The organism is Bacillus manliponensis, from assembly GCF_000712595.1.
In the GTDB taxonomy this organism is placed as follows: Bacteria; Bacillota; Bacilli; order Bacillales; family Bacillaceae_G; genus Bacillus_A; species Bacillus_A manliponensis.
The window spans coordinates 380,410-404,586 of sequence record NZ_JOTN01000002.1 but is presented as its reverse complement, the minus strand read 5'-3'; the positions used below and the strand labels follow the sequence as shown (position 1 = coordinate 404,586).

Annotated in this window: 24 protein-coding genes; 20 read left to right on the top strand and 4 right to left on the bottom strand. The window is 36.9% G+C overall.

Going from position 1 to position 24,177, the window contains the following annotated elements; genetic code table 11:
* Positions 1-779: 779 nt before the first annotated feature.
* The 14 genes from accB to spo0A all read left to right on the top strand — a co-directional run bounded on the left by accB (position 780) and on the right by spo0A (position 15,442).
* Positions 780-1,262: an acetyl-CoA carboxylase biotin carboxyl carrier protein gene (gene accB, locus BAMA_RS03980; RefSeq protein WP_034636200.1), complete on the top strand. Its 483-nt coding sequence runs from the start codon at positions 780-782 to the stop codon at positions 1,260-1,262.
* A gap of 17 nt (positions 1,263-1,279) precedes the next feature.
* Positions 1,280-2,632 (top strand): acetyl-CoA carboxylase biotin carboxylase subunit, encoded by a 1,353-nt coding sequence (gene accC / locus BAMA_RS03975; protein WP_034636260.1) that lies wholly within the window; start codon positions 1,280-1,282, stop codon positions 2,630-2,632.
* A 24-nt stretch (positions 2,633-2,656) separates the two neighbouring features.
* A complete protein-coding gene (locus BAMA_RS03970; protein ID WP_034636198.1) occupies positions 2,657-3,049 on the top strand; it encodes an Asp23/Gls24 family envelope stress response protein in 393 nt (130 codons plus the stop codon).
* Positions 3,050-3,439: 390 nt separating this feature from the next.
* On the top strand, positions 3,440-3,832 hold the full coding sequence (gene nusB, locus BAMA_RS03965; RefSeq protein WP_034636195.1) for a transcription antitermination factor NusB: 393 nt from the start codon (positions 3,440-3,442) through the stop codon (positions 3,830-3,832).
* Positions 3,833-3,853: 21 nt separating this feature from the next.
* Positions 3,854-4,717: a bifunctional methylenetetrahydrofolate dehydrogenase/methenyltetrahydrofolate cyclohydrolase FolD gene (gene folD / locus BAMA_RS03960; RefSeq protein WP_034636194.1), complete on the top strand. Its 864-nt coding sequence runs from the start codon at positions 3,854-3,856 to the stop codon at positions 4,715-4,717.
* A 23-nt stretch (positions 4,718-4,740) separates the two neighbouring features.
* Positions 4,741-6,099: an exodeoxyribonuclease VII large subunit gene (gene xseA / locus BAMA_RS03955; RefSeq protein WP_034636192.1), complete on the top strand. Its 1,359-nt coding sequence runs from the start codon at positions 4,741-4,743 to the stop codon at positions 6,097-6,099.
* Positions 6,089-6,319, top strand: a complete 231-nt coding sequence (locus tag BAMA_RS03950; RefSeq protein WP_034636189.1) for an exodeoxyribonuclease VII small subunit — start codon at positions 6,089-6,091, stop codon at positions 6,317-6,319. The genes xseA and BAMA_RS03950 overlap by 11 nt, the downstream gene beginning before the upstream one ends.
* The gene (locus BAMA_RS03945) at positions 6,319-7,209 is read left to right on the top strand and encodes a polyprenyl synthetase family protein (protein WP_034636258.1); all 891 of its coding nucleotides are present in this window, start codon (positions 6,319-6,321) and stop codon (positions 7,207-7,209) included. The genes BAMA_RS03950 and BAMA_RS03945 overlap by 1 nt, the downstream gene beginning before the upstream one ends.
* A 266-nt stretch (positions 7,210-7,475) precedes the next feature.
* Positions 7,476-9,368, top strand: a complete 1,893-nt coding sequence (gene dxs, locus BAMA_RS03940) for a 1-deoxy-D-xylulose-5-phosphate synthase (protein WP_034636187.1) — start codon at positions 7,476-7,478, stop codon at positions 9,366-9,368.
* A gap of 3 nt (positions 9,369-9,371) precedes the next feature.
* A complete protein-coding gene (locus BAMA_RS03935) occupies positions 9,372-10,205 on the top strand; it encodes a TlyA family RNA methyltransferase (RefSeq protein WP_034636184.1) in 834 nt (277 codons plus the stop codon).
* Positions 10,206-10,393: 188 nt separating this feature from the next.
* Positions 10,394-10,843 (top strand): arginine repressor ArgR, encoded by a 450-nt coding sequence (gene argR / locus BAMA_RS03930; RefSeq protein ID WP_034636182.1) that lies wholly within the window; start codon positions 10,394-10,396, stop codon positions 10,841-10,843.
* Between the two features lie 273 nt (positions 10,844-11,116).
* The gene (recN, locus tag BAMA_RS03925) at positions 11,117-12,856 is read left to right on the top strand and encodes a DNA repair protein RecN (protein WP_034636178.1); all 1,740 of its coding nucleotides are present in this window, start codon (positions 11,117-11,119) and stop codon (positions 12,854-12,856) included.
* Between the two features lie 183 nt (positions 12,857-13,039).
* Positions 13,040-14,341: a SpoIVB peptidase gene (gene spoIVB, locus BAMA_RS03920; protein WP_157405948.1), complete on the top strand. Its 1,302-nt coding sequence runs from the start codon at positions 13,040-13,042 to the stop codon at positions 14,339-14,341.
* A 306-nt stretch (positions 14,342-14,647) separates the two neighbouring features.
* Complete coding sequence (spo0A, locus tag BAMA_RS03915) at positions 14,648-15,442, top strand: sporulation transcription factor Spo0A (RefSeq protein WP_034636175.1); 795 nt, start codon at positions 14,648-14,650, stop codon at positions 15,440-15,442.
* A 333-nt stretch (positions 15,443-15,775) separates the two neighbouring features.
* Here spo0A and BAMA_RS25350 read toward each other — a convergent pair whose 3' ends face one another.
* Positions 15,776-15,907: a hypothetical protein gene (locus tag BAMA_RS25350; RefSeq protein ID WP_265182701.1), complete on the bottom strand. Its 132-nt coding sequence runs from the start codon at positions 15,905-15,907 to the stop codon at positions 15,776-15,778.
* A complete protein-coding gene (locus BAMA_RS03910; protein WP_034636174.1) occupies positions 15,904-17,016 on the bottom strand; it encodes a response regulator aspartate phosphatase in 1,113 nt (370 codons plus the stop codon). Before BAMA_RS03910 ends, BAMA_RS25350 begins: the two co-directional genes overlap by 4 nt.
* A gap of 321 nt (positions 17,017-17,337) precedes the next feature.
* On the opposite strand from BAMA_RS03910, the gene BAMA_RS03905 reads away from it, so the two are divergent.
* A complete protein-coding gene (locus BAMA_RS03905; protein WP_051758861.1) occupies positions 17,338-17,640 on the top strand; it encodes a hypothetical protein in 303 nt (100 codons plus the stop codon).
* Positions 17,641-17,740: 100 nt separating this feature from the next.
* Entirely contained in the window at positions 17,741-18,460 is a 720-nt protein-coding gene (locus tag BAMA_RS03900; protein WP_034636172.1) for a YebC/PmpR family DNA-binding transcriptional regulator, read from the top strand.
* A 48-nt stretch (positions 18,461-18,508) separates the two neighbouring features.
* Here BAMA_RS03900 and BAMA_RS23745 read toward each other — a convergent pair whose 3' ends face one another.
* Positions 18,509-18,652, bottom strand: coding sequence for a YycC family protein (locus tag BAMA_RS23745; RefSeq protein ID WP_084157868.1), 144 nt, complete (start codon positions 18,650-18,652; stop codon positions 18,509-18,511).
* 51 nt (positions 18,653-18,703) lie between these two features.
* Here BAMA_RS23745 and BAMA_RS03895 point away from each other — a divergent pair, with 51 nt between their 5' ends.
* Complete coding sequence (locus BAMA_RS03895) at positions 18,704-19,438, top strand: glycerophosphodiester phosphodiesterase (protein WP_034636170.1); 735 nt, start codon at positions 18,704-18,706, stop codon at positions 19,436-19,438.
* Between the two features lie 10 nt (positions 19,439-19,448).
* Here BAMA_RS03895 and BAMA_RS03890 read toward each other — a convergent pair whose 3' ends face one another.
* Positions 19,449-19,700, bottom strand: coding sequence for a DUF2627 domain-containing protein (locus tag BAMA_RS03890; protein ID WP_034636168.1), 252 nt, complete (start codon positions 19,698-19,700; stop codon positions 19,449-19,451).
* A gap of 137 nt (positions 19,701-19,837) precedes the next feature.
* Here BAMA_RS03890 and BAMA_RS03885 point away from each other — a divergent pair, with 137 nt between their 5' ends.
* The 3 genes from BAMA_RS03885 to BAMA_RS03875 all read left to right on the top strand — a co-directional run bounded on the left by BAMA_RS03885 (position 19,838) and on the right by BAMA_RS03875 (position 24,177).
* Positions 19,838-21,910, top strand: coding sequence for a sigma-54 interaction domain-containing protein (locus BAMA_RS03885; protein WP_034636166.1), 2,073 nt, complete (start codon positions 19,838-19,840; stop codon positions 21,908-21,910).
* Between the two features lie 197 nt (positions 21,911-22,107).
* Positions 22,108-23,007, top strand: a complete 900-nt coding sequence (yqiS, locus tag BAMA_RS03880; RefSeq protein ID WP_034636157.1) for a phosphate butyryltransferase — start codon at positions 22,108-22,110, stop codon at positions 23,005-23,007.
* 69 nt (positions 23,008-23,076) lie between these two features.
* A complete protein-coding gene (locus tag BAMA_RS03875; protein WP_034636152.1) occupies positions 23,077-24,177 on the top strand; it encodes a leucine dehydrogenase in 1,101 nt (366 codons plus the stop codon).

Sequence of the window (24,177 nt, the reverse complement as noted above, 5' to 3'; positions counted from 1 at the left end):
AAGAAGCTACCTTGCTTGGTAGCTTCTTCTCTTTTGGGTGTGAATTTTGGATGAAGTGAAATTTAAATCGGTAGAGGAATCCATTCCTCATTGGTTGTCAGCTTAACCAATGGGGCTTTTATGGGCTGCTGATTTCCCATCTGAAATTCTTTGTTTCTGCCAAGTTTTGAAGTTAGAGCCTTGCGTATGGAAAAATAGTGGAATGTAAGTTTGGTTTTATAAAAAAATGTGCAGATTAGAGAGACACGAGTCTATCAATTTGTACGTCTATTTTAAGAGTGTTGTCTGAAGGAAAAGGGGGAAATATGTTGTGAGTGAAAAATAAGCGGCTCTTGTATATTTCGGTTGCTTTGTCCACATTTTGTTTGAATGATGAATGCGATTCCCCAAACAATGATAACCGGCAAGAAAATGATTAGCCAAATATTCATATTTTCACACCTCGCTATATTTCATATTTACTTTGAGAATACTACGTCTATATGAAGGGAATATGAAGAGGATGTAAAAGTTTGGATAATATTAAAATTTCAAAAGTGGTCTTGCCAATTTTACATGAAACTTGGTATTATTACTAGGTAATAAATACAAAGTTGTCCTCGTTAAAAAAGAAAATAAATTGGAATGTTAAAAATATTTATCGTAAGATGAAAGTATAAGGTGAAACTTCTATCAACGATGTTCGTCATTGATAGTGAGGAGAATGAATCGGTCTTTTATCAGATAGTGTGCACTGTCTGTAGGAGCGGGACAAACAAGAGTATGGGAGTGGATTTTACATGTTTAAACTTCAAGAAGTTCGCGAATTAATTAAGTTAATTGATAGTTCTAATATTGATGAATTTGAATACAAAAAAGATGGTACAACGATTAAGATGAAGAAGCGTGGAAATGAAGTTGTGGCAGTGCAACCTTCTTCTGTTGTACAAAAGCCGATGCAAGTAGCGGAGATGGAAGTAGCAGCAACGCCAGCTCAAACGGAAGCTCCTGTAACGGAAGAAAAGCCAGTTGTACAAAATGAAAACTTACACAAAATTACTTCTCCAATGGTGGGAACATTTTATGCGTCATCTTCACCAGATACACCTCCGTACGTAAAAGTTGGAGATCGTGTTACCGAAGGGTCCGTTGTGTGTATCGTAGAAGCAATGAAACTTTTCAATGAAATTGAGGCAGAAGTGAACGGAGAAATCGTTGAGATACTTGTCAACAACGGTCAACTTGTTGAATATGGACAACCGCTATTTCTTGTGAAAGCGTAATAAGGGAGTCTTATATGATGATAAAAAAAGTATTGATTGCAAACCGCGGAGAAATTGCAGTGCGAATCATTCGTGCTTGCAAAGAAATGGATATTGAAACAGTTGCGATTTATTCAGAGGGAGATAAAGAGGCACTTCATGTGCAAATAGCAGATGAAGCGTATTGTGTAGGTCCAACACTGTCAAAAGAAAGTTATTTAAACTTCACGAACATTATAAGTGTAGCAAAATTAACAGGTTGTGATGCAATCCATCCTGGTTACGGGTTTTTAGCAGAAAATGCAGACTTTGCAGAGCTTTGCAGGGAATGTAATTTAATTTTTATCGGTCCAAGTCCAGAAGCTATTTCAAAAATGGGCACAAAAGACGTTGCTCGTGATACAATGAAAGAAGCAGGGGTTCCGATTGTACCAGGTTCACAAGGAATTATTAAAAATACTGAAGAGGCTGTAGCGCTTGCAAAAGATATGGGATATCCTGTTATTATTAAAGCGACTGCTGGTGGCGGTGGTAAAGGAATTCGTGTTGCCCGCACTGAGGAGGAGCTTATAAAAGGAATTCAAATTACGCAGCAAGAAGCAAGCACTGCTTTTGGAAACCCAGGTGTATATTTAGAAAAGTACATTGAAGATTTCCGTCATGTTGAAATCCAAGTGATGGCAGATACACATGGAAATGTTATTCATTTAGGAGAACGTGATTGTACAATTCAGCGTCGTCTACAAAAGTTAATCGAAGAGACGCCATCTCCAGCACTTGACGAGAAAGTTCGAGAGCAGATGGGAGAAGCTGCGGTAAAAGCTGCGGCGGCGGTTAATTATACAGGCGCTGGTACTGTTGAATTTATTTATGAGTATAGAACAAAAAGTTTCTATTTCATGGAAATGAACACGCGTATTCAAGTGGAGCATCCTGTTACAGAGATGGTAACAGGTGTGGATCTTATTAAAGAGCAAATTCGCGTTGCATCCGGTGAAAAATTATCCTTACAGCAAGACGAAGTACAATTTAATGGCTGGGCAATCGAGTGCCGAATAAATGCGGAAAACCCTGCCAAAAACTTTATGCCGTCTCCAGGTAAAGTAGAGATGTACTTACCACCGGGAGGATATGGCGTTCGCGTCGATTCAGCTGTTTATCCTGGTTATACAATTCCACCTTATTATGATTCTATGGTTGCTAAGTTAATCGTTCACGGAAAAACACGTGAAGAAGCGCTTGCGAAAATGAAGCGAGCACTAAGTGAATTCGTTATCGATGGTGTACATACGACGATTCCGTTTCACTTGCAGCTTTTAGAGCACCCAGATTTTATAAAAGGGGAGTTTAATACAAAATTTTTGGAAGAGCATGAACTTGTGACGCAATGATAGATTCTAAAGGAGGTTTTTTTCATGGCTGAACATATGTTAGATATGGGGCAAGATACAGCATTAGGTAAAGTTGAGATTGCACCAGAAGTAATTGAAGTAATTGCAGGTATCGCAGCTTCTGAAGTAGAAGGTGTAGCAGCGATGCGTGGTAACTTTGCGACAGATGTTGTAGAACGACTAGGAAAGAAAAATCATGGGAAAGGTGTACGAGTGGAATTAGCAAGTGATGATATTATCGTTGATGTATATGTACTGATGTACTTTGGCGTAGCAATTCCAGTTGTAGCACAAAAAATCCAAGACAACATTCGTCAAGCTCTTCTTACAATGACAGGTCTTGAACCAAAAGAAGTAAATGTACACATCGTTGGTGTAACATTTGAAACGCAAAAAACAGAAATTGAGCCAGTATAAGCGTAGATAGATGGCTTGAAACAAGAGAGAAAGGTGCCTGTATATATAGGTGCCTTTTTATCTTTGACTTGAAAAGAGCTGCTTCTAATGGGAAGGATACCACGCTATAAGTTATAAAAGTTATACTATTCTGAAAAATAGGGAAAGATATGAAAAGTATGCTTTTTTCAAAAAAACGTACATTGTGGTATGAAATGGAATGAGAAGTTAACCTTTTTCTTATTTTCCGTGCGAGAACTCGTGTATGAAACGATAAATTGTGGTATTATCATTGTATTATAACGTTGAAAAATCAATCGTTACAGAAAAAAGCAAGTGATTTCACGGCTTATAAATTATAACAATATAACAAAACATAAAGAAGACTTGAAAGTATAAAGGAGAGTTACAATGAAACGTAGGACGGCAAGAGAACGAGCAATGCAGGCGCTTTATCAAATGGATATTACAGGTGAATTAGAGCCGAAAGTTGCTGTAGAAAACACATTAGAAGAAGGCGAAGAAACAAGTGATTTTTTAGAAGAGCTTGTCTTTGGTTATGTAGAACATAAAGAGAAAATTGATGAATTAATTCGTCAAAACTTAAAGAAGTGGAAGTTAGAGCGTATTAGTATTGTTGACCGCAGTATTTTACGTCTTGCTGTATATGAGTTGTTGCTTATGGAAGATATTCCACACAACGTAACAATTAATGAAGCAATTGAAGTAGCAAAAACATTTGGGGATGAGGAATCTCGTCGTTTTATTAACGGCGTTTTATCTAATATAAAAGAATCTTTGTAATTTGCTAAGGGGGAATCTGAAATGGTAGCAGTAGTTATTAAAGGGAATGAAGTGGCTGAAAAGAAGAGAGCGCAATTAAAAGAACAAGTGATGCAATTAAAAGAGCAAGGTATTATACCGGGTTTAGCAGTAATTTTAGTTGGGGATGACCCAGCTTCTCGTTCATATGTAAAAGGGAAAGAGAAAGGCTGCATGGAAGTTGGTATTTACTCTGAGTTAATTGAGCTTCCTGATACAATTACAGAGGAGCGTTTGTTAGAAGAGATTGATCGCTTAAATCAAGATGACCGCATTAACGGCATATTAGTACAGTTACCTTTACCAAAACATATCGAAGAAAAGGCTATCATTGAAAGAATTTCTCCTGAGAAAGATGTGGATGGATTCCACCCAATTAGTATTGGACGCATGATGACAGGACAAGATACGTTCCTACCATGTACACCACATGGTATTTTAGAATTAGTGAAAGAAACAAACCTTAATATTTCTGGGAAACATGTTGTTGTCATTGGAAGAAGCAATATTGTTGGAAAGCCGGTTGGACAGCTGTTTTTAAACGAGAATGCAACGGTTACATACTGTCATTCTAGAACAGAAAATATTAAAGAAATTACAAAGTTAGCAGATATTTTAATTGTAGCGGTTGGAAGAGCAAAAATGGTAACAGCGGATTATGTAAAAGAAGGAGCAGTTGTCATTGATGTAGGGGTAAACCGTATGGATACAGGGAAATTATGCGGAGATGTTGACTTTGATGATGTACTAGATGTAGCGGGATACATTACACCTGTTCCGAAAGGTGTTGGTCCAATGACCATTACAATGTTACTTCACAATACAGTTGTATCTGCTCAGCGTGCGGGTGTTGTTTGTAAATCATAACAAGTGGTTATGAGGAGAGAAAGATGGAAAAACAGTATTTAACCGTAACAGCTTTAACGAAGTATATAAAAACAAAGATAGAATATGATCCGCATTTGCAGTCTGTTTGGCTAAAAGGTGAGATTTCCAATTTTAAGTGTCATAGCCGTGGTCATATGTATTTTACATTAAAAGATGAAAATGCAAGGATTGCTTCGGTTATGTTTGCAAGTCATAACCGAGGTGTAAAGTTTAGACCAGAAGACGGTATGAAAGTGCTTGTGAAAGGAAAGATCTCCGTTTATGAAGCAAGTGGGTCATACCAAATTTATATTCATGATATGCAGCCTGATGGAGTAGGAAACTTACATTTAGCATATGAGCAGTTAAAGGTTCGTTTAGAAGAAGAGGGGTTATTTTCCCAGTTATATAAACAGCCTATTCCTGCTTATCCAACGAAAATTGGAGTAATTACCTCGCCGACAGGAGCGGCCATTCGTGATATTATTACAACGATTACACGCCGTTACCCAATCGGAAAGGTCATTGTGTTTCCGGTGCTTGTACAGGGGGAGTCAGCAGCTCCCTCTATTGTGCAAGCAATTCAAAAGGCAAATGAAATGAACGACATAGATGTTTTAATTGTTGGCCGTGGTGGTGGTTCTATTGAGGAGTTGTGGGCGTTTAATGAGGAAGTAGTAGCACGGGCAATTTCGGAAAGTGCAATTCCAATTATTTCAGCGGTTGGACATGAAACAGATTTCACAATTGCAGATTTTGTTGCAGACTTACGTGCTCCAACACCTACAGCGGCAGCAGAACTTGCGGCACCAAATATACTTGAACTACAAGAAAAGCTGACGCAGCGGACGCTAAGGTTACAAAGAGCGATGATGGCGCTTGTAAAAGGAAAACAAGATCGTTTACAAGCATTACAAACATCGTATGCGTTTCGCTATCCAAAGCAGCTGTATGAGCAAAAAGAAGAACAGTTAGACCGAGCACTTGATGGGTTAGTGCAAGCAAAAGAACGTTATATAGAAAAGAAAATGAATAAGCTTCAGCAGCTTTCTTTTTATTTAGAAAAGCATCATCCTTCAGAGAAGATTATGCAAACAAAAATGACAGTTGAAAGGCTGCAAAAACAATTGCAGCGTGAAATGGGATCTTTATTGAAGGAAAAGGAGTTTGCGTTTGTTACAGCAGCTCAAAAATTAGAAACGTTAAGTCCGTTAAAAGTGATGATGCGTGGATATGGTCTCGTTTACAATGAAGACAAGAAAGTTTTAAAGAGCGTAAAAGAAGTTGGGCTTGGTGATGCTGTACAAATCAGATTACAAGATGGTGTACTAGATTGTAACGTATGGGGCGTAGAGGAGCGTGAACTGAATCATGACAAATAATTTGAGTTTTGAAGAGGCGATTACAAAGCTTGAGCAACTCGTATCAAAGCTTGAGCAAGGTGATGTTCCGTTAGAAGAAGCGATTTCATATTTTAAAGAAGGTATGGAATTATCGAAGCTTTGTGATGAAAAATTAAAAAATGTACAAGAACAAATGGCAGTTATTCTTGGGGAAGATGGAGAGCTCCGTCCATTTACTGCTTTAGGAGAGGACGCATGATGCAGCGCGAAGCGTTTCACACTTTTATCGATGAAAGTAAAGTGTTAATAGAAAAAGAGCTTGTTCGTTATGCAAATGACTTGCAATGCCCAGCGGTGCTGCGCGAAGCGATGGCATACTCATTAGAAGCGGGTGGAAAGCGTCTCCGCCCGTTACTTTTATTTGCCACGTTACATGCATTTGGAAAACAAAAAGAATTAGGTTTAGAAGCAGCTTGTGCACTTGAAATGATTCATACGTATTCTTTAATTCATGATGATTTGCCTTGCATGGACGATGATAATTTAAGACGTGGTAAACCAACGAATCATAAAGTATTTGGTGAGGCGATGGCTGTATTAGCTGGTGATGGATTATTAACATATGCGTTTGAATTGATTGCCAAAGGCCCTGAAAATGTTTCTGCTGAGACAAAGCTTCGCCTCGTGTTAGAGCTTGCAAAAGCAGCTGGACCTGAAGGAATGGTTGGAGGTCAAGTTGCAGACATGGAAGCAGAAGGAAAGCAGCTTAAACTAGAAGAACTTGAATATATTCATAAGCATAAAACAGGACGCTTGTTAGAATATGCAGTATTAGCAGGGGCGTTGCTTTCTGGAGCGACAGTAGTACAACAAGAAAAGTTACTTGTATTTGCAAAACAAGTTGGCCTTGCTTTTCAAATCCGTGATGATATTTTAGATGTAGAAGGAACGGAAGAAGAGATTGGAAAGCCAATTGGAAGTGATGCAAGTAATGAAAAAAGTACATATACAACATTGTTTACAATAGACGAAGCAAAGCGTGTGTTAGATGAAACGATTACGAGCGCGAAAGAAGCAGTGCGCTCTTTAAAGTTACAAGATGAGTATTTACTAGCCGTTTGTGACTTAATTGCAAAGCGTAACCATTAATGTAAGAGCGTTTTCATTTGTTGAGTCATTTTGTGTTTTATGATATAAATGTAGACAAAGGTTTTTTCTGTTCTATGGGCAAGAATATATGGTAAATTACGTTGCCGTTATCACTTTGTGTTAGCGGCTCTTTTTTCATCATATTTCAAGTAAAGCTGTTACAGATTTTTAGAATAGGATAAAATAGTAGATACAAAAATAAAAAGTACGATTGTGTTGGATAAGAATAAAAGTAAAAGATTATGAAACGAAAGTGAGTGATCCATGTGGATCTAACGCAAATTCAAGACCCTAGTTTTTTGAAAGATATGTCCATTCCTGAGTTAGAATCATTGAGTCAAGATATTCGGAAATTTTTAATTGAAGAGTTGTCTCAAACCGGAGGGCATATTGCTCCAAACTTAGGTGTAGTAGAACTCACAATTGCCTTGCATAAAGTTTTTGATAGTCCAAAGGATAAATTTCTATGGGATGTAGGACATCAATCTTATGTACATAAGATTTTAACGGGGCGTGCAAAAGAGTTCGGTACACTAAGGCAGTATAAAGGATTATGTGGTTTTCCAAAATGCTGTGAAAGTGAGCACGATGTATGGGAGACAGGACATAGTTCTACATCATTATCTGCAGCTATGGGGATGGCGCTTGCGCGTGATTTGAAAGGGACGAAAGATTATATTGTTCCGATTATTGGTGATGGTGCATTAACAGGTGGAATGGCTTTAGAGGCATTGAATCATATTGGCCATGAAAAGACAGATATGACAGTCATTTTAAATGATAATGAAATGTCAATTGCTCCAAATGTTGGTGCGTTGCATAATGTCCTTGGTCGTTTACGAACAGCAGGGAAATATCAATGGGTAAAAGACGAATTAGAATATTTACTGAAAAAAATTCCAGCAGTTGGTGGGAAAGTGGCAGCGACTGCGGAGAAAGTAAAAGATAGCTTAAAATATTTACTTGTTTCAGGTGTTTTCTTTGAAGAATTAGGCTTTACATATTTAGGCCCAGTCGATGGGCATGATTATGAAAGTTTATTTGAAACGCTTCAATATGCAAAGAAAACAAAAGGCCCGGTTATTGTCCATGTCATCACGAAAAAAGGTAAGGGCTATAAGCCAGCTGAAAGTGATGTAGTGGGAACCTGGCATGGAACAGGCCCTTATAAAATTGAATCCGGTGATTTCGTTAAACCGAAAGAAGTGGCACCAGCTTGGAGTGCGGTTGTTAGTGAAACGGTTCGTAAATTAGCAAGAGAGGATTCTCGCATTGTAGCAGTTACACCGGCGATGCCAGTTGGATCTAAGCTGGAGAAGTTTCGTGAAGAATTCCCAAATCGCATGTTTGATGTAGGGATTGCGGAGCAGCATGCAACAACAATGGCTGCAGGGTTAGCGACGCAAGGGATGAAGCCGTTTTTAGCGATTTATTCAACGTTCTTACAAAGAGCATATGATCAGGTTGTCCATGACGTGTGTCGTCAAAATTTAAACGTCTTCTTTGGAATCGATCGTTCCGGTCTAGTTGGAGCAGATGGTGAGACGCATCAAGGTGTATTTGATATTGCATTCTTGCGTCACCTACCAAATATCGTTCTGATGATGCCGAAGGATGAAAATGAAGGACAGCACATGGTTTATACAGCAACGCGTTATGAAGAAGGGCCAATTGCACTTCGTTATGCGCGTGGAAATGGCCTTGGTGTTCCGATGGATGATGAATTAAAAGAAATCCCAATTGGTACGTGGGAGACACTTCGAGAAGGCACACAGGCAGCAATTTTAACGTTTGGTACAACAATTCCAATGGCGATGGAAGCAGCGGAACGTCTTGAACAAGCTGGTATTTCTGTAAAAGTCGTTAACGCTCGCTTTATTAAACCAATGGATGAAGCGTATTTACATGATTTACTTGGGAAGAATATCCCGGTTTTAACAATTGAAGAGGCTTGTTTAATAGGTGGTTTTGGTACGGGTGTATTAGAGTTCGCTAGTGAAAATGGTTACCATAGCGCTTTAATTGAAAGAATGGGAATACCAGATCGCTTTATTGAACACGGCAGTGTATCTAAACTGCTTGAGGAAATTGGTTTAACAACTGATGCAGTTGTTGATCGAATTTGTACTATGATTCCATCAAAACAAAAAAGGGCGTAACAAATGAGTGTAAAAAAAGAACGAGTAGATGTACTATTAGTAGAACGCGGGCTTGTAGAAACAAGAGAGAAGGCAAAACGTGCTGTTATGGCTGGACTTGTATATGCAAATGAGATGCGTTTAGATAAACCGGGTGAGAAAATCCCTCAAGATGTAGCACTTACAGTGAAGGGGCAAGTGATGCCGTATGTAAGTCGTGGAGGATATAAATTAGAAAAAGCGTTACAAACATTTAATCTTGACTTACAAGATAAAATTATGATTGATATTGGTTCATCAACTGGTGGCTTTACAGATTGTGCACTGCAAAATGGTGCGAAATTATCGTATGCGTTAGATGTAGGATACAATCAACTTGCGTGGAAACTTCGTCAAGATGAACGTGTTGTTGTAATGGAGCGTACAAACTTCCGTTACGTAACACCTGCTGATTTAGAACGCGGTTTGCCGCAGTTTGCGAGTATTGATGTTTCATTCATTTCATTAAAGTTAATTCTTCCTGTGTTAAAAACGATGCTTATGCCAAACGGTGATGTTGCTGCGTTAATTAAACCACAATTTGAAGCTGGTAGAGAGCAAGTTGGGAAGAAAGGGATTGTACGTGATCGTAAAGTGCATGAAGCTGTTGTGGAGATGATTACTGACTTCGCTTTAGCAGAAGGCTATGACGTTCAAAATATTACGTTTTCTCCAATTACCGGAGGAGATGGAAATATTGAATTTTTAATTCACTTAAAATGGCTTGGAGAGCGTGAAACAGGTGAAAATCATTCGCCTGTTTCTGCAGCGCAAGCTGTAACAGAAGCTCATGAGGCATTAAAGAAGAAAGAGGAATGACATTTGTTATTCCTTTTTTTCTTTAATTATGCAATGATTATGAAAACAATTATGTACAAGTACTGCATTATACGTTAACATAAATAAGTGAAGTATACATATTAAATAACTTGTAGATGTACATTACAGAGACAGTTTTTAATGGATACGTGAAAATGATGATAAGAGATAGTGTGAGGTGCATATAGGTGAATAAGGGGCAGCGCCATATTAAGATTAGAGAAATTATTGCGAGTAAAGAAATTGAAACACAAGATGAATTAGTTGATATTTTGCGTAATGAAGGCTTTAATGTAACGCAGGCAACAGTATCCCGAGACATTAAAGAGCTTCACTTAGTAAAGGTACCACTACATGATGGAAGATATAAGTATAGTCTGCCGGCAGATCAACGCTTTAATCCGCTTCAAAAATTAAAACGAAATCTTGTTGATTCGTTTGTAAAGTTAGATACAGCAGGTCATATGCTTGTTTTAAAGACATTACCAGGTAACGCACATGCACTTGGAGCATTAATCGACCACTTGGAATGGGATCAAATTATTGGAACGATTTGCGGTGATGATACGTGTCTCATTATTTGTCGTACACCTGAAGATACAACGGTTGTATCGGATCGCTTTTTAAATATGTTGTAAAAAATAATCTTGTTTACGAATCCGCTGAAAGAAGCGAGAGGTAAACAAGATATTTTTTTGTTAAGTTTAAATTGGAAAAGTTAACAATATATTCTTATTTTTTCTTAAGTGAATTTACCCTATTGTTACATTGACCATAAAAACGAATGTTTGGTACAATGAAGCGGGTTACATACGTTGTTTTGTATGAATAAAATAAGCACTGAACAGTATTTGTGTTCAGTTGAAACTCTATATTAAGAGTGCTAAGTAGATAACGAGGTGAATGGAGCATTGTTATCGGAATTATCGATTAGAAACTTTGCTATTATTGAATCATTAAATATTACTTTTCAAAAAGGGTTAACAGTTTTAAGTGGTGAAACAGGGGCTGGTAAATCCATTATTATTGATGCGATTAGTCTCCTTGTTGGTGGCCGTGGTTCTGCTGAATTTGTTCGTTATGGAACAGATAAAGCAGAGATAGAAGGATTGTTCTATGTAGAAGATGAGCATCATCCTTGTATCGCAAAAGCTGAAGAACTAGATATTGAAATTGAAGACGGCATGATCATTTTGAAACGAGACATTTCAGCAAGTGGAAAGAGTGTATGCCGTGTTAATGGAAAACTTGTTACGTTAAGTACATTAAAAGAAATCGGAAAAACGATTGTTGATATTCATGGTCAACATGAAACACAAGATTTAATGAATGAAGAACGTCATTTGTTTATGTTAGATCATTTTGAAGGAAACCGAATTACGACGCAGTTAGAAGTATATCAGCATGTATATAGCGAATATGAGCAATTAAAGAAACAATTGCGCGCTTTAACGGAAAATGAGCAACAAATGGCGCACCGTTTAGATTTAATTCAATTTCAGTTAGAAGAAATTCGTAAAGCGGATTTGAAAATTGATGAAGAACAAGAATTAACAGAAGAACGTTTGAAGATCTCAAACTTTGAGAAGATTTATAAGGCGTTAGGCGACGCGTATCGCTCTTTGAGGGACGATAGAGGTGGCCTTGATCAAGTTCGTAATGCGATGAGTCAAATGGAGAGTATCTCTGATTTAGATACGTCGTATCAAGAGAACTATGACACGATAGCAAATAGTTATTACTTGTTAGAGGAAGTGTCATATCAACTTCGTGAAAAGTTGGATATGATGGAGTATGATCCAAATCGTCTAGATGAAATTGAGACACGTTTAAATGAAATTCGTATGTTAAAGCGTAAATATGGAAATACTGTAGAAGAAATTTTAGAGTATGCAGATAAAATTGAAGAAGAAGTATTTACGATTGAAAATAAAGATGTACACGTGGAAACAACAAAGAAAAAATTGAAAGAGTTAGAGCAGATTATAGTAAAAGAAGCAACGGTGTTAAGTGGGTTGCGACGTGATTTAGCTGAAAGGTTAACGAACGCAATTCATCAAGAACTAAAAGAGTTGTACATGGAAAAAACAAAATTTGAAGTGATGATGATGAGAAAAGAAGGAACTGCTGAAGATCCTATTGTGGACGGTCATGCTGTGAAACTTGGACAAGATGGATACGATATAGTTGAATTTTATATTTCTACAAACCCAGGTGAACCATTAAAACCGTTATCAAAAGTCGCTTCTGGTGGGGAATTATCACGTATTATTTTAGCGCTAAAGAGTATCTTTTCAAAACATCAAGGTGTCGCTTCTGTTATTTTTGATGAAGTGGATACAGGAGTAAGTGGTCGTGTTGCACAGGCAATTGCGGAAAAGATTTATCGTGTGTCAGTTAATTCACAAGTATTATGTATTACTCATTTACCACAGGTTGCCTCGATGGCAGATTCTCATTTGTTTATTCGAAAACAAATTGTGAATGATCGAACTGTTACATCTGTTACCGTTCTAAATGAAGAGGAAAAAACGACAGAAATCGCTCGTATGATTTCGGGGGTTGAAATTACAGATTTAACGACAGAACATGCACGCGAATTAATTACGCAAGCACATCGTTTTAAACAGTCAGCAGAAGCTATCCAATAATTGGGTAGCTTCTTTTCAAAAAAACTCTTTCATGAAAAATAGATTGATTATTATGAAATAAATATGAGAACGTTATCATGTGAAACTGATGATTTCTTAATTCTTCCGGTTATAAACAAAGAGAAGCAAGGAGAAATTAAATACTGAAGCCAATTGGCTTAGTGTGGGTTAGGAGCGAGGAGAGTGAAAGGATTGAAGTTAGATCAATTTCGAAAAATAATAGGCATTTGCCTCCTTGTTTCCCTTGTTTTTATCGGATGCTATAAGCCGATACGTACATTTATTACACTTCCAAAACAACTTGTTATATTTGAAGGACAAAACTCTGAATTGTCTTCTTTAGCGGTCTTTCAGCCAAAATCAACGAATCGTAGTGTCTTTACAATCGGGACTCATCCAAATGAAAAACATGCAATTACTGTTGATTCTCATGAGAGTGGAGAAGGGGATGTTGTATTTCAACTTGCCGGATTTCCGTTAAAGAAAGTAAATGTAAAAGTATTAAAAGATTTTAAAGTCGTTCCAGGCGGTCAATCTATTGGTGTGAAATTAAATACAAAAGGTGTTCTTGTTGTTGGGCATCATTTAATTCAAACAGAGAAAGGGAAAGTATCTCCTGGAGAGCTTGCGGGTGTACAAGTAGGAGATATGATTACCGAAATAAATGGGACAACAATTGAACGTATGAGTGACGTTGCGCCGTTTATTCATGAAAGTGGAAAAACAGGTAAACCACTCAACCTTGTATTATTGCGAGATAACAAATATATTCATGCAAAATTAACGCCACAAAAAGATGATGGAGAAGCTTCTTATCGCATCGGCCTATATATTCGGGATTCAGCGGCAGGGATCGGGACGATGACTTTTATCCATCCAGATTCAATGAAATATGGGGCGCTTGGACATGTTATTTCTGATAACGATACAAAAAAGCCAATTCAAGTGGAAAATGGACAAATTGTACGTTCAACTGTCACATCAATTGAAAGAGGAAGTAATGGAGACCCAGGTGAAAAATTAGCAAGATTTTCACCGGATCGCGAAGTAATTGGAAATATTACAACGAATAGCCCATTTGGGATTTTTGGAAAGCTAAATACTGGTGTAAAAAATGGTTTAATGGATAAAGCGATGCCGATTGCGTTGTCCCATCAAGTGAAAGAGGGACCGGCTCAAATTTTAACTGTAATTGAAGAAGATAAAGTTGAAGCATTTGATGTAGAAATTGTAAACGCTGTTCCACAAAAGTTTCCAGCTACAAAAGGTATGGTTGTGAAAATTACCGACAAACGTTTATTAGAAAAAACAGGTGGAATTGTACAAGGAATGAGTGGTAGCCCAATTATTCAAAATGGAAAAGTGATAGGTGCTGTCACACACGTCTTTGTAAATGATCCAACATCTGGATATGGTGTTCATATTGAATGGATGTTACACGAAGCAGGTATTAATATTTATGAGGAACAAAGAAAGGCGAGCTGAGTCAAATTAGCTCGCTTTTCTTTTTGGAATCAATTTTTTGAGAAATTCATTCGAATGTAATAAAAATTCGGCAACAGCTGTTTTTTGTTGTAAAATAAAAAGAAAAGAGCAGATGTTTCGCTGTAATGATATGATGGAATGTGTAAAAGAAAGATAACAAATGAACGATAAGTTCGTTTTTTTGTGATTTTTTCGGAATTTAAGAAAGTTTAAGAGGGAATTTCTATTCAATTGTCGAACAGTTCATGTAATCTAGAAGCTTACACTTCATGTCGGGAGAACTTATTCGGTAGGGGAGGAAAAGTCGTGGAGAAAATTAAGGTGTGTCTTGTGGATGACAATAAAGAATTGGTGTCCATGTTAGAAAGTTTTGTTTCTGCGCAAGATGATATGGAAGTAATTGGGGTTGGTTATAACGGTCAAGAGTGTTTAAATTTATTAAGAGACAAGCAACCAGATGTACTTGTATTAGATATTATTATGCCGCATTTAGATGGACTAGCGGTATTAGAGAAAATGCGCAATATTGAACGATTAAAGCAGCCAAATGTGATTATGCTAACGGCATTTGGTCAAGAAGATGTGACAAAAAAAGCTGTTGACCTTGGGGCATCGTATTTTATTTTAAAACCTTTTGATATGGAGAACTTAACAAGCCATATTCGTCAGGTAAGCGGGAAGACGAGTACAATGGTAAAACGTCCATTACCATCTTTCCGATCTGCAACAACAATTGATGGGAAGCCAAAAAATTTAGATGCGAGTATTACAAGTATTATTCATGAAATTGGTGTACCTGCTCATATTAAAGGGTATATGTATTTACGTGAAGCGATTTCGATGGTGTATAATGATATTGAGTTACTTGGCTCAATTACGAAAGTTTTATATCCAGATATCGCTAAAAAGTATAATACAACAGCCAGTCGCGTAGAGCGTGCTATTCGTCATGCAATTGAAGTGGCATGGAGCCGTGGAAACATCGATTCCATTTCATCTTTATTTGGCTATACTGTTTCCATGTCAAAAGCGAAGCCAACAAATAGTGAATTCATCGCAATGGTTGCGGATAAGCTAAGACTTGAACATAAGGCTTCTTGAAAGTAGACGTGTTGAGGTGTTAAACGTATTTCATAATAAAATGTAATAGCCAACAAATTACGTATGTAGGCAATCAAGTGCATACGTAGGTTGGCGGTTAATTTAAAAACCTTCTATTTATTGGATTGAAAATTTTATTCCAATAGATAGGAGGTTTTTATGTTATATGAACAATTTTCAAATGAATGTTGAAAACTTTTTGCTTCATTTGAAAATTAGTATTCAAGTTTTGAGGTGGGAGGGTGTCTGCTTGTTGGGTGTGGGATAAAAAATAGAAGACAATACGAAAAAGCCATATAAAACTATATGGCTTTTTTATTTACCCATATTAAATTAACCGCCACCGTTTCCATGTTCCACTAACATTTTAACTGGGCCATTACTCTTTTCAACAGGACTATATACGCCAATTGCTAATGTAAAAACTGCAACAAGCCCTAATACTTTAATTGTTATATTCTTCATCTTAACGCCCCCTTATTTAAAGAATTTTGTTTTGATTGTGTACTACCATAAAAATATGAACTTGCCTTTTTGTGGTTATCTTCTTCATAAAATTTAACCGCAAGTTTTTCTTCATATTCTTGTTTATACTCATATAATTCTTCTCTATCGAAGTAGGCAATTCCTTTAATAACGATTTTTTCTAATTCTTCAGCAGGAATATTTTCATTTAACGCCTTTAAAATTTTAAAATGGTGTAGGTATCCTTCATTTTGTAAATCGTTACAAATTGCAAGCCCTTTTTCGATAAGTTCGGTAGCTGCTTCGTGTTCTTTTAATTTGTAATGTTCTTTTGCTTTCACATATATAGCCCTAAATTGTTTCGGTGTTTTCTCTATAACCTCTGATAAATAGCGGATTGCTAATTCAGATAGATTTTGATTAGCGTATAGCCATCCTAAGTTGTGTCGAACTATTAAAATAAAGTTTTCTTCACCAATCTTTTGAAACTTATCCATGGCAGACGTTAGATGTTCTTCGGCTAGTTCCCATTCTTTTAAGTGTATACATGCCAAACCTAGCATATTATCACAGAAAGCAACGTTTGTTTCATAGCCAGCATTATTAGAAAATATATCTTTAGCTTTAGTTACTTCTTTAATGGCTTGTAGCCCTCGCTGATTGTCATAATGAGAGTAGCCCATTTTATAGTAAAATTCAGCCTTTTCTAATTCATCGGGTACGTATCTAAGTAGTTCTTCAGCTTTGTAATAATGTTCTTTTGCCAACATGTAGTTTCCAATTGCGTCACAATGAATCGCTTTAAAGAAATGATAGTAATAGGATAGGAAATTATCCATCGGTACATTAAAGGCTTCAATTTTATCAAAACTATCTTTAGATACGTTTAAATTATCAGCTAAGTAATTAAACCTAAAATCCAACAGTGAGTAATAAAGTAATAGGTTTTGGTCTTGCATAGACTCATCTACTTCTTCTTTTAACCTATTAATTTGAATATCAATTTGTTCTTTTAAACATTGTGCTTCTTGTAACCGCCTTGACCGTATTTCTATATACCATTCATTTAAAAGTTGCGTGATTCTCTCATTTCTAGTGGACGTAAACACGAAACCCCTCCTTATTTCTCTTTATTTATTTATATTTAATAATAACAGAAAATTTAAAAAGTAAACATTTCATGTTGTTTAGTAAATAACTTTCTCAAATATTTACAGATAACTTTAGGAGCTTTGTTAAAAACTATTTTTAAATGGTAAATTTAGTTATCAAGAAGGAGTATCCATCCTTATCAAGAATAGCTAAATGACTACAAAAATTATCTATAACTAGATTCGTTACCAGCTCTCGATAAAAAACCTTTAATTATAAAAAAGGACATTAACGTATATTGGTATTTGCATAAAAGAAACGGGATAGGAGAAATGCATGTGAAAGTATTATATTGGTTTGGAGCAACTCTTGGAGTAGTGGCATTAACAGCTGGGGTGGTATACGCTATCTTAAATTTCTCAGAAGTTCAGTTAGGGACAAAAGGTGATTCTAAGGCGGTAGTGAAAGAAGAAACTGCATCATCAGAAACAATTGAAAATGAGGATACAGCAGAGATTGGTGGTGTAGAGATTATGCTTCCAATTAGTCATGGGGCAACGGAGGATGAAGTCATTCAGACGATGCACAATATGACGCATCAAAAAGTAAGGGCTGAGACTCGTAAAAATAGATGTAATTGATGTATAATATGATGTGGTAAGAATAAAGCTGTTCTTTTATATTTGTTATTATTCCTATGAATAATTGATTTAGATTTAATTTGAAAGAGAGTGAACGAATATGGGTCGTAAGTGGAACAATATTAAGGATAAGAAAGCGTCAAAGGATGCAAATACAAGTCGTGTATATGCGAAGTTTGGGCGTGAAATTTATGTGGCAGCAAAGCAAGGTGAGCCGAATCCAGAATCAAACCAAGCTTTAAAAGTTGTTCTTGAGCGCGCTAAGACGTATAGCGTACCAAAAAATATTATTGATCGTGCAATTGAAAAAGCAAAAGGTGGCGATGAGGAAAGTTACGATGAACTTCGCTACGAAGGCTTTGGTCCAAATGGCTCAATGATCATTGTAGATACATTAACAAACAATGTAAATCGTACAGCTGCTGATGTGCGTTCTGCATTCAATAAAAACGGTGGAAACATGGGTGTAAGTGGTTCTGTAGCTTACATGTTTGATGCAACTGCTGTTATTGGTGTTGAAGGAAAAACAGAGGAAGAAACACTTGAGCTGTTAATGGAAGCTGATGTTGACGTGCGTGACATTTTAGAAGAAGATGAAACAGTTATCGTATATGCGGAGCCTGGGCAATTTCATGCTGTCCAAGACGCATTTAAAAATGCGGGTGTAACAGAGTTTACAGTGGCAGAGTTAACAATGTTAGCGCAAAGTGATGTTACACTTCCTGAAGATGGGCAAGTACAGTTTGAAAAGTTAATTGATGCATTAGAAGATTTAGAAGATGTAAGACAAGTGTATCACAACGTAGATTTAGGTGAATAATGAAAGAAAAACAGACCTTTTGTATGTAGCGAAAGGTCTGTTTTTCAATTATTTTTCTTCTTTATTTTGTTCTAATTGAGCAAGTTTTTGAATTAAAATATGCTGTGGCATGTGCATAAGTTGTTCTAGTGGAACGCCGAGTGCTTTTGCTAATTTCACTGCAGTATCGGGAGAAATTTGTAATGGTCTCATAGAAGCGCCTCCTTTTTCGTATAGTATAGCATAAGAATGGGGGAAGAAGAGATGACACTTATATTTGCTCACCGCGGGGCGGCGGGAACATATCCTGAAAATACAATGATTTCATTTCAGATGGCTGAGAAATATGAGGCGGATGGAATAGAATTAGATGTGCAGTTTACAAAAGACGGAAAGGTTGTTGTGATTCATGATGAAACAGTGAATCGTACAACAAACGGAAAAGGTGCTGTTCGAAATTATACATATGAAGATTTACGAAAGTTGGATGCGAGCTATAAGTTCTCGGAAAAAGTAGGTTTTTGTTCCATACCGTTGTTAGAGGAAGTATTAGAATGGTTGCAATCCAATACACTTCTGTTAAATATAGAATTAAAAAATAATAAAGTACCTTATAGAGGATTAGATGAAGAAGTGATTACGCTTGTAAGGAAATATGAGATGGAAGATAGGACCATTTTGTCCTCATTTAATCATTACAGCATGAAGAAATGTCATATGATGGCTCCTGATATTGAAACGGCAATTTTGTACCGAGAAGGTTTGCATAGTCCGTGGGGGTATGCAAGAAAAATGGGTGCAACCGCAATCCATCCCAATTATCGTTATATAGCAGATGGGATTATAGAAGAAACGATGAGAGAGGGAATAGCAGTTAGACCATATACAGTAAATGATGAAGAAATGATGAAGAAACTTTTTTGTATGCATGTATCAGGAATTGTCACAGATTATCCAGAGAGAGCGAGAGTTATGTCGCAAAAAAATGAGACTTTCTAAATAGAAAGTCTCATTTTTTTGCGATATTTTCTCTTTTGAAGCGCTTTTGTACTTTATCTCGTTTTTGATCACGGTGTAAGACGAAGCCGCCGAATATGTAAAACCCAGTTCCGAAAGCGAGTGCGCCTAAGAAAAATTGTAATGTTAGATTTGGAATTGGTGTGAGAAGAATACCGAAAACAGTATCTCTCATAAGTTTAATGCCAAAAACAGCTAGTGTGATGGGAAGGAGTGCTAGTAAAAGAGCGACATAACGTTGCATATCGAAACCTCTTTTCAGATAATTTTGTATATATTAAATGATGTTACAATTTCAGGTTGTTTGTCAAGTTATCGTTGAACGAGTAAGATAAGGAGTGTGAAAAAACTTGCAGAGTTATTACAAAGGGGGGAGATTCGGTGAAACAAAAGGTTCTTATTATTGGGGCTGGTAAAGGTGGAAGTGCTATTTTAGAACTTCTGCAAAAATCAAATATATTTGAAGTGGTGGCAATCGTGGATATTGATAAAGAGGCGATTGGCTTGCAGATTGCGAAGAAACTTCATATTGAAACAGGAGAGAATTGGGAAAAGTTTTTGACCGAAGATATAGATGTTATTTTTGATATGACCGGAGATTACCATATGTATGAGCATCTATTAAAAAGAAAATTTGAAACGATGCTTCTTGTACCTGGAGAGATTGCAAATATTGTTGCAAAAATGTCTCATGAAAAAGAGTTATTAATTGAGAAATTAAAAGAACAAACGAAACAAAGGGATCTTATTTTAAACTCCACTCATGATGGAATGATTGTAATTGATAAAGAAGGAACAATACTGTTATTTAATAAAAGTGCTCAGCGGGTGACCGGGTATAAAAAAGAGGTAGTTATTGGAAAGTACATTTTGGAAGTAATTCCGATGAGTAAGTTACTTCGTGTTGTTCGTACAGAACAAATAGAAGTGAACCAAGAATTAACGTTAGAAAATGGAAAGAAAATTATTACGACGCGTATTCCTATTTTAAACGAAGAAGGAAATGTACAAGGAGCATTTGCGGTTTTTAAAGATATTACGGAAATTGTTGATTTGGCGGAAGAAGTGACAAACTTAAAGGAAGTACAAACGCTATTAGAAGCGATTATTCATTCCTCTGAGGAAGCAATTTCGGTCGTGGATGAACAAGGGCATGGATTAGTAATTAACCCTGCTTATACAAAATTAACAGGGCTTTCAGAAGATGAAATCATCGGAAAACCGGCAACAACTGATATTGTCGAAGGTGAGAGTATGCATATGAAAGTGCTTCGAACACGTAGAGCTGTGCGTGGTATACATATGAAAATCGGTCAGAAAAAGCGTGATGTGATTGTAAACGTGGCCCCTGTTATTGTTGATGGTATTTTAAAGGGTAGTGTTGGGGTTATTCGTGACGTGTCAGAAATTCGAAAGTTAACAACTGAGTTAGATAGGGCGAGGCAAATCATTCGAACGTTAGAGGCAAAATATGAGTTTGATGATATTGTCGGTACGTCAGAAGGAATCATGGCTGCGATTGAGCAAGCGAAACTAGGGGCAAATACACCAGCAACAGTGCTTTTGCGTGGTGAATCTGGTACCGGGAAAGAGCTGTTCGCTCACGCTATTCATAATGGAAGTGATCGAAAGTACAATAAGTTTGTCCGAGTAAACTGCGCTGCAATTTCTGAAACACTTTTAGAAAGTGAATTGTTCGGATATGAAGAAGGGGCCTTTTCGGGTGCAAGAAGAGGTGGGAAACGTGGTTTTTTTGAAGAAGCGAATAACGGCAGTATTTTTTTAGATGAAATTGGAGAGTTATCCGCAAGTACGCAGGCGAAGTTACTTCGGGTTCTTCAAGAGAAGGAAATTGTAAAAGTTGGCGGAACAAAGCCGATTCCCATTAATGTACGAATTATTGCAGCAACACATGTGAACTTAGAAAAGGCAATTATTGATGGGGGATTCCGAGAAGATTTATACTACAGATTAAATAAAATTCCGATTCAAATCCCTTCGCTTCGTCAGAGAAGAGAAGATATTTCATTGATTGCAGAGCGCCTTATTCAAAAAATTAATCAAGACTATGGCCGAAATGTAGAAGGATTAACTGATGAAGCTGCTCGGTATTTACAGTCATACGATTGGCCAGGAAATGTCCGGGAATTAGAAAATATTTTAGGGCGCGCGATTATTTTTATGAATTATAACGAAACGTACATCGATGTACAGCATTTGCCACCTTTACATAAGGAAGAAAAAATGAAAGTGCAACATCAGCATGCTGTACATGAAGAGGAAGAAAAAACATTAGATGACCTTGTTATAGAATTCGAAGGGAATTTGATTGCAGAGTATTTATCAAAGTTTGATGGTAACAAAACAAAAACGGCAAAAGCGTTAGGTATTTCTGTTCGGAATTTATATTATAAGCTCGAAAAATATGATCGTGCAAAAAATAGCATGCAATAAATTGCATACCATGCAATTTATTGCGTGGTTAAAATAAAACGACAATAATAGACAGAATTTTTTATTTAATGATAAAAGGTTGATTTTTCTACGTTTTGAATGCGTTTTCATAAAAAAATAAACGATATTTAAAAGTTGGCACGCTATTTGCTTTATGTAATAAGTGAGGGACGACGAGAAAGGGTTGAATACAAAATATGAAGTTACAGAACTTAATCGACCAAGTTGCTCAAGCACCGAAAAAAACGGTTGCTGTTGCAGTAGCTGAAGATCATGAAGTAATTGAAGCTGTTGTAAAAGCTGCTCAGTTACAGTTAGCTCAATTTCGTCTATATGGAAATGAAGAAAGTATTACAAACATGCTAAGAGAGCATGATGTGCAGCCTTCAGAAGAGATTGAAGTAATTGGTACTTTATCCTCTAATGAGGCAGCAGAACTTGCTGTAAAAGCTGTTCGAAATGGCGATGCTGATGTATTGATGAAGGGAAATATCCCGACAGCAAACATTTTGAAAGCCGTTTTAAATAAAGAGTGGGGTCTTCGTAAAGGTAGTGTGTTATCACACGTTGCTGTGTTTGAAGTTCCAAACTACGATCGATTTATTGTTGTAACAGACGCAGCGATGAATATCGCTCCTGATTTACAGCAAAAAGTTGCGATTACACAAAACGCAGTCGAAGTTGCACAAGCAATTGGGGTAGAATTGCCAAAGGTTGCACCGATTGCAGCTGTAGAAGTTGTTAATCCAGCGATGCAAGCAACGATTGACGCAGCGATGCTTACGCAAATGAATCGACGTGGACAAATTAAAGGTTGCGTAATCGATGGACCACTTGCATTAGATATTGCTGTTTCGCAAATTGCAGCGGAACATAAAGGTATCGTTAGTGATGTAGCAGGTAAGTCAGATATTTTACTCGTCCCAACAATTGAAGCTGGAAATGTCTTATATAAGTCGCTTGTTTACTTTGCAAATGCAAATGTAGGTGCGATTATTGCAGGCGCAAAAGCACCAATTGTATTAACATCACGTGCAGATTCTGCTGAAACAAAAGTATATTCGTTAGCATTAGCAGTTGCAACTGCTTCTAAATAATAAGGTAAGAGTGATTTAGTTTATAGGGATAAAAATGAATGGGTACACATATACAAGGGGGAAATAACAATGACATTAGAAATTTTTAAATACTTAGAAACTTACGATTATGAGCAAGTAGTACTATGCCAAGATAAAGAATCGGGCTTAAAAGCGATTATTGCAATTCATGATACAACTCTTGGACCAGCTCTTGGTGGAACAAGAATGTGGACATACGATTCTGAAGCAGATGCAATTGAAGATGCACTTCGTCTTGCAAAAGGAATGACTTATAAAAACGCAGCAGCTGGCCTAAACTTAGGCGGTGCAAAAACAGTTATTATCGGCGATCCACGTAAAGATAAAAGTGAAGCAATGTTCCGTGCATTAGGTCGTTACATTCAAGGCTTAAATGGTCGTTACATTACAGCAGAAGATGTTGGTACAACAGTAGATGATATGGACATCATCCATGAAGAAACAGATTATGTAACTGGTATCTCACCTTCATTTGGTTCTTCTGGTAACCCATCTCCAGTAACAGCATTTGGTGTATACCGTGGTATGAAAGCAGCTGCGAAAGAAGCATTTGGAACAGATAGCCTAGAAGGAAAAGTAATTGCGGTTCAAGGTGTTGGTAACGTAGCATACCACTTATGTAAACATTTGCATGCAGAAGGTGCAAAATTAATCGTAACGGATATTAATAAAGAAGCGGTACAACGTGCAGTAGAAGAGTTTGGTGCAACAGCTGTTGAGCCAAATGAAATTTACGGTGTAGAGTGTGACATTTATGCACCATGTGCATTAGGTGCAACTGTAAATGACGAAACAATTCCACAATTAAAAGCAAAAGTTATTGCTGGTTCAGCAAATAACCAATTAAAAGAAGATCGTCACGGTGACGTAATTCATGAAATGGGAATTGTATATGCACCAGATTATGTTATCAACGCAGGTGGCGTAATTAACGTAGCGGATGAACTATATGGATATAATAGAGAGCGTGCGTTAAAACGTGTAGAAGCAATTTATGACACAATTGAAAAAGTAATTGAAATTTCAAAACGTGATGGTATTCCGACATATGTGGCAGCAGATCGTTTAGCAGAAGAGCGTATTGCAAGCTTGAAAAATACGCGTAGCACATTTTTACGAAATGGCCACAACATTTTAAGCCGTCGTTAA